Genomic DNA, 6,310 nt, shown 5'->3' with positions numbered 1-6,310 from the left:
CCCGGATGCGCGGCCTGCAGCAGGTGGCTGGCGGCCCGGGCCGCCGACTCTCCCCGGGCGAGCAGGATCTCGCCGTACTGGCGGTGCAACGCGTTGCGGGCCGGCCCCGGGATCATCTCGCCGACCGCGCGGCGCAGCAACTGGTGGCGGAACGCGAACGCGTGTTCCGAGACGGTCATGATCGCGGCGTCCATCGCCTCCTGCACCGCGGGCAGCAGTGTGGCCGGGGTCTGGCCGAGCATCTCGGCCACGTCTTCCAGCCGGAACGCCGGGCCCAGCACCGCCGCGGTCCCCAGCAGGTGCCGGGCCTGCTGGCTGAGGCCGTCGAGCCGCCGCTGGCCGAGACGGTGCATCCGTTCCGGCAGCCGTGCCGACGTCAGCACGGCGCGTCCGCCGATGACCTGCACGGCGTGATCGTCGCGCAAGCCGCCGATCAGCTCGGCAACGAGCGAGGGGTTACCGGCGGCGCCGCGGGCCAGATCGGCCAGGGCCTGGTCCGGCGGCGCGCCGAACGCATCAGCGAGCATGGCCGCCACCGCGTCGAGATCCAGCGGGGTCAGGGTGACCCGGGCGGCACCGTCCTTCTCCAGCTGGCCGAACAGGTAGCCGGTGGCGCGATGGGGCGTGCTCGACCGGGCCAGGAGCCACGCGACCGGGTTCCGTTTGGTGTCCTGCGGCAACGCGCGCAGCGCGGCCAGCGTAACCGGGCTGGCCCAGTGCAGGTCATCCAGGCAGACCAGGACAGGGCCGGCGGCGGCTCGCTGTTCGAGGTGGGCTCGTAGATGGATGATCCACCACGCGGTCGCATCCGGCAGGTCACGACCGGGATCATCCGCGGTGAGCCCGGCGAACGGCTCACGCAGGGCCGCGCGCAGCGCGAAGAACGGGATCACCTGGCCCAGCGGGTCCGCTGCTCCCGCGGCCAGGGAAAAGCCCTGGTCCGCAGCCGCGTCGGTGGCATGGCGGAGCAGCAGTGACTTGCCGATGCCCGGCTCCCCGTCCACCAGCACCACGCCGCCACCCCCCCGCTGAGTACGCCGCAGCAGGTCACGGATCACCTTTTGTTCCGGTCCACGCCCGCGCATGACCTCCCGGCCGGCCGATCGCTCCGGCGGCGTCATCCTCTCGCGCGCTTCCGGGGAGGAGTCGTTGATCATCGCGGTCATATCGCCGCCTCACTCGCGACCGCCGGGCGGCCGGGCAGCGCCAGGCGCCGCATGTAGAGCAGCGAGCTGACGATGATGCCGTCTGCCGCATGCCCGACCGCCAGCATCAGCTCACGCGCGTGCGCGGTCCCCCCGCTCAGCAGCGGAGCCAGCAGCGGATCATCTACCATGCCCGCCGGCAGACTGACGATCTCCGCGTGCGCCGCCGTCTTGCGGCCCCACTGGAACCTGCCCGTCAGGCCGCAAGCCCGCTCGACGCTGTCGTGCAACTCGGTGAGGTGCGGCACGGTCATCCGCGTGCAGGCGATGCGCGCCGCCGTGGCCTGCGCCTGGATCATGCCGTTCTCCATCAGTCGTCCCCGCCCGCTGCAGACGGGGCTTGCTCACGCCGTCCGGCGCTTGGCGAGCCTGACGCCCGCTCGGCGGGTGGCCGCGGGCGGATGACCAGGCACCCACCGGCATCCGCGCCGGGGCCAGGCTCCGACGGCGAATACGCGAATGCCTTGCGGGCCACGCCGCGTGCCCAGCGCATCCGCATCACTGCCGTCTCGGGATGATCGCCGAACTCCTGCGCCACCCGCCCGGCACACCCCGAGCAGCCGAACGCCCGAATGGCCGCGGCGACGGCCTGCCGGACCTGACCCGCGCTGGGCTCATCGCGGCGCTGCAGCCCCGACACGAAGACGGCGTCAGCCTGGACAGCACAGACGCTGGGATAAGCCAACACCGGCCACATCATGAGCCTCCTCGGCAGTGCGTATCAGGGGCCTGGGACATCGCGGTCGCCTCCCGGTTTTGGGCTGATCCGAGCCTCGCTCCACGACCAGCCCACCCACCTCCCCCCTCACCCCATCTCACCCGGGTGAGAAACCTGAGGGCCGTTCGGAATGAAGGATCTTCCTATTTCCGAACGAGCCGTGGTGCTCGTGCCCCGTAATATTTCCGCGGCAGGGGGGACGGACCGTGTATGACAGCAATGACCGGCATCTCGCCTGCCGACTCGGCACTGCCGGCCGCCTCGGAGTACGGGCGCTGACCGTCGCTGCGACAAGATGCCGCATCGTGCTGCGGGCACGGCTGAGCGGGCGCTTCGAGTCGGCGTTCGACGGGATGATCCTGGAACATGCCCCCAACCAGACGGTGCTCGTCGGCGACGTCCCGGGATCAAGCGCATTTGTACAGGCTGATCGACCAGGCGCTGGACTTCGGGATCGAACTGCTCGTGGTGGAGCAGACCGAGATCTCCGGCGGCAGCGAAGCCAGCGGCTCGCAGGCTGATCGACCGTATTGACAGGCCCGGCCCTTATTCGCCCGTCATATGTCCGCGGCGCCTCTACCGCTCTATTGTCGTCGCAGGCTACAGTCGTTAACGGGTTCGGTCTGGCTAGTCGGGCATGCCGCGCCGGGCCCACACCGGCCACTGGCGGGAATCTGTTGCTGCGGCGGAGCGGTGGGTGGGTGATGGCTGGCACCACCGAGGTCGTGATCGCGACGAAGTTGTTCCGGCCGAGCCTCCGGCAGCACACCGTGAAGCGCAAGCGGCTGCATGACATCCTGCGCCTGGGGTGCACGATGCCACTGACTCTGGTCGTCGCGCCGGCCGGATGGGGGAAGAGCACGCTCGTAGCCGAATGGCTGGCGCACGACGGGATCGCCGCGGGCTGGGTATCGCTCGATGGCGGCGACAACGATCCGATGCGCTTCTGGCGCTACCTGCTGCTTGCCGCCGATCAGGCCGGGTCAGCGGCGGGCGCCGCAGCCCTGGGGCGGCTGGACGCGACCGGTTCCGACGTGCTGCGTGACGTGCTTCCCGCGTTCGTTAACGGCCTGGTGTCCGCGGACGCTCCCTTGGTGCTCGTGCTGGACGACTACCATCTCGTGACCAGTGCCCAGGTGCGCACCTCGGTCGCGATGCTGCTGGACCGTTGCCCGCCCCAGCTGCACCTGATGCTCATCACCCGGGCCGACCCGGGGCTACCACTCGGCCGGCTGAGGGTGCGCGGGGAGCTGGCTGAGTTGCGGGTCGAAGATCTGCGGTTCAGCGCCGCCGAGGCACTGGAATTCCTCAGCTACCGGCCGGGCCTGCAGTTGTCCGAGCAAGACGTGCTCCGGGTGCTCGCGCGGACCGAGGGATGGGCCGCGGGGCTGCAACTGGCGTCCCTGCAACTGCGTGGGCGGGGTGACCCCGCGGCATTCATCGAGCGCTTTACCGGCGCTGACTGGCACATCGTCGACTACCTCGCCGAGGAAGTGCTGGCCAGCCAGCCTCCCGACGTCCGCGATTTCCTGCTGGTGACCTCGGTGCTCAACCGCATGTGCGCGCCACTGTGCGACGCGCTCACCGGAGGGGCCGACGGCGCGGAGCTGATCAGCCGTATTTACCGCGCCAACCTGTTCGTGATCCCGCTGGACGACGAGCGCCGCTGGTTCTGGTACCACCACCTGTTCGGCGGCCTGCTGCGGCACGAGCTGGCCCGTGCATCGCCCGAGCGGCCTGCGCTGCTGCACCGGCGGGCAGCGCATTGGTACGCGGAGCACGACGATGCCACCGAGGCGATCAGTCACGCGATCGCCTCGGGCGATGATGCGCTGAGCAGTCGCCTGGTGGCGGCGCACTGGCTCGGAACGTTCAACATAGGCCAGCTGGAGACGGTGCGCACGTGGCTCGACGCCCTGCCCGCCGAACTCGTCGCCACCGACGCATCCCTGTCGGCGGCGCGGGTCTTGCTGGCCCTCGACATGGGTCGGCTTGAGGAGGTCAGCGGCGTGCTCGACACCGCCGAGGTGTCGAGTCCGGCTGATACCCGGCTGATGTTCCTGCGCGCGCTGCGCCTGTACAAGACCGGGGACGTGGGCGGGGCCGCGGCCCTGCTGCGGGAGATCTCGCCGAACGCCGATGACGCGTTCATCGCCACCGTCCACCGGCTGATCCTGGGCGTGACCTTGATGTGGCTCGGAGACGCCGACCGCGCCTGGGAACTGCTCGCCGAGGCCGCCCGGCGGGCCGAAGATGACGACAACCGCCTGGCGCGCATGTGCGCCGAAGGGTACCAGGCGCTGCTGGCCGTAAACCGCGGTGACATCGCGCTCGCGGACCGGCTCGCGGGCCACGCGGAGTCGGCGGTGGGCCACACGCTCAGCGACTCGCATTTCGTAGCCATGTTCCCGGCTCTGGCCCGCGCCCGCCTCGAGCTACAGCGCGCGGACTGGGCCGGCGCGTGGCGTGCGGCCACGACGTCGGTGGAACGAGGCCGCCATGGGGCCGGACGGGTGGAACTCGCCGCGGCACTGCTCACCGCGGCGGCGGCCGGCCGGGTCTACCTGGACGCCGCTAGCCACCAGGTGGATGACGTCCATCCGGCGGCGCTGGTGAACGAGGCCCGCGGCATTCTGCGGCATTGCGCCGACCCGGGACCGCTGGTCACCACGTGGCTGGCCGAGGAACAGCGCGCCGAGGCGGCACGCACCCGGCAGGAGGGGCTGTTCGAACCGCTGACCGACAGGGAGCTGACGATCTTGCGGGTGCTGCCCGCTCCGCATTCGCTGCGCGAGCTCGCGGCTGACCTGTTCATCACGCCCAACACCTTGAAGACCCACCTACGGGCGATCTACCGCAAGCTCGGCGCCGAATCCCGGCAGGAAGCGGTGATCCGCGCCCGTGACGGTGGCCTGATCTAACCTTCCGCCACCCGCTTCAGCCCGTTGCCCAGCTTCCCGGCGAAAGCGGGACCAGGGCGGTGATGGTCAGCGCCCGATACGTACGGGCAGGACCAGGGCCTGATGCCACTGCCTCGGCGAGGCTATCCATGCCCGCGGGGGTGATTGAGGTGCCGCGCCGCCGGTCCGGCCACATGGGCGGGGCAGCGCCTGCGGCGGCTTGCCGGTTACCTGGGCGGGAACTGGGAACCCGGGAGGCTCGGGGGGCCAGGGGATGTGGGGGCCGTCGCGGTGTAGCCGATGACCGCACAGTTGATGTCGACCCCGACCGAGCCGTACAGCTGGGGCTGCCCGGTGGCCGGGTTAACCCCGGTCAGCAGGTCGGGCCGGCTGTAGGCCAGATTCAGGACCGTGTTCTCGTTAATCTGCCGCTTGTTGAGCCCCTCGGCGACCGCTTTAGGGGTCCACATGGCGAGCTGGTCATCCCACAGCGGGCTGTAGGCGTCGGCGTGCCGCGGGTCGGTCAGGGTCGGGAAGTCCCCGAACACATTCAGCGCGTCGCCGCCGTAGCGCAGGGCGTTGATGAACGCCGTGTTGGTCTGCACGGCGTTCTCGGACACCAAGCCGTCCTTGGCGTTGTGCTGGAGCCCCTGGGCCTGCGGGTTATTGACGCCGGTCTGCCCGTTGGTGAAGCTGAACAGCCGCTCCCGGGCCGAGCCGAGGAAGTCATCGCAGCCGTTGCACGAGGCGTCGTTCAATGCCGGCACGTAGGTGGACCGCTCGAGCACCGCGCTCAGCGGCTGGCCGGCGTCGGTGGACAGGTACACGATCGGCTCGCTGCCGTCGAAGCCCTTGACGAACAGCATGTCCACCCACGACTCCGAGAACGACCCGGACGGCGAGTCCGCCGGGGAACTGCCGATGTGGATGCCGAGGACCCGGTCCGCGGTGTTGGTGTGGTCCGCCACATCGAACGGCCCGTTCCCGGTAGCGATGATCGGCGCGTTGTACACCGTGTCCGACCCGGCGATCTGGATGAACGGGGTGTACCCGGGGCCCGCTACCGCGCCGGGCTGGAACTTGGCCAGCGGGAACCCGTCCGGCCCGGGGACCGCGATCCGGGTCGGACTGAAGTCCGGCGCGCCCGCGAAGCTGATCGGCGCGGGGCCGAAATGGTTCTGCTCCGGTGTGGGGTTGATCAGGTGGACGGTCTGCACGCACGCCGGGCAGGAGATCCCCATGTTGGCCAGCTTGGGCGCATAGTTGACGCCCAGGTCGTCCGCGGCGCCGGGGGTGGAGGCGTCCTCCAGGATGTACCACACCTTCTCCTGATGGGAAGTGCCGGCGTAGGCGATCCCGGGGTAGATCGGCAGCCGGACGTACTCCTGGCTGAGGTTGACCTCGATGGCGCTTGGCAGGGTCAGATGGCTCGCCGGCAGGATGCCGCTCAGCTGCCCAAGCCCATCAGCCTCGGCCGGGACCTGCGC

5 protein-coding genes are annotated in these 6,310 nt (G+C 70.3%); 1 reads left to right on the top strand and 4 read right to left on the bottom strand.

Annotated features, from left to right (window positions below; genetic code table 11):
* From WA805_RS09100 to WA805_RS09090, 3 genes are all read right to left on the bottom strand, one after another.
* The coding region (locus tag WA805_RS09100; RefSeq protein ID WP_425242122.1) for an AAA family ATPase at window positions 1-1,166 on the bottom strand (1,166 nt) is incomplete at its 3' end.
* Window positions 1,163-1,504, bottom strand: coding sequence for a hypothetical protein (locus tag WA805_RS09095; RefSeq protein WP_422271237.1), 342 nt, complete (start codon window positions 1,502-1,504; stop codon window positions 1,163-1,165). The genes WA805_RS09100 and WA805_RS09095, both read right to left, overlap by 4 nt.
* 11 nt (window positions 1,505-1,515) lie before the next feature.
* Window positions 1,516-1,893 carry a hypothetical protein gene (locus WA805_RS09090; RefSeq protein WP_422271235.1) on the bottom strand — a complete coding sequence of 126 codons (378 nt, stop codon included), beginning with the start codon at window positions 1,891-1,893 and terminating at the stop codon, window positions 1,516-1,518.
* Window positions 1,894-2,627: 734 nt separating this feature from the next.
* On the opposite strand from WA805_RS09090, the gene WA805_RS09085 reads away from it, so the two are divergent.
* Window positions 2,628-4,844, top strand: a complete 2,217-nt coding sequence (locus tag WA805_RS09085) for a LuxR C-terminal-related transcriptional regulator (RefSeq protein WP_425242121.1) — start codon at window positions 2,628-2,630, stop codon at window positions 4,842-4,844.
* A 206-nt stretch (window positions 4,845-5,050) separates the two neighbouring features.
* On the opposite strand, the gene WA805_RS09080 is transcribed toward WA805_RS09085, so the two are convergent.
* On the bottom strand, window positions 5,051-6,310 hold a 1,260-nt coding region (locus WA805_RS09080; RefSeq protein ID WP_425242120.1), incomplete at its 5' end, for a hypothetical protein.

Source organism: Trebonia sp. (genome assembly GCF_049794275.1).
Classification (GTDB): Bacteria; Actinomycetota; Actinomycetes; order Streptosporangiales; family Streptosporangiaceae; genus Trebonia.
Note: the sequence above shows the minus strand (reverse complement) of the source record. Positions and strands in the feature narration are given on the sequence as shown.

Bases quoted from the DNA above. Each gene is read 5' to 3' on its own strand.
- WA805_RS09095 (WP_422271237.1), bottom strand. From the start codon at position 1,504: ATGATCCAGGCGCAGGCCACGGCGGCGCGCATCGCCTGCACGCGGATG.
- WA805_RS09085 (WP_425242121.1), top strand. From the start codon at position 2,628: ATGGCTGGCACCACCGAGGTCGTGATCGCGACGAAGTTGTTCCGGCCG.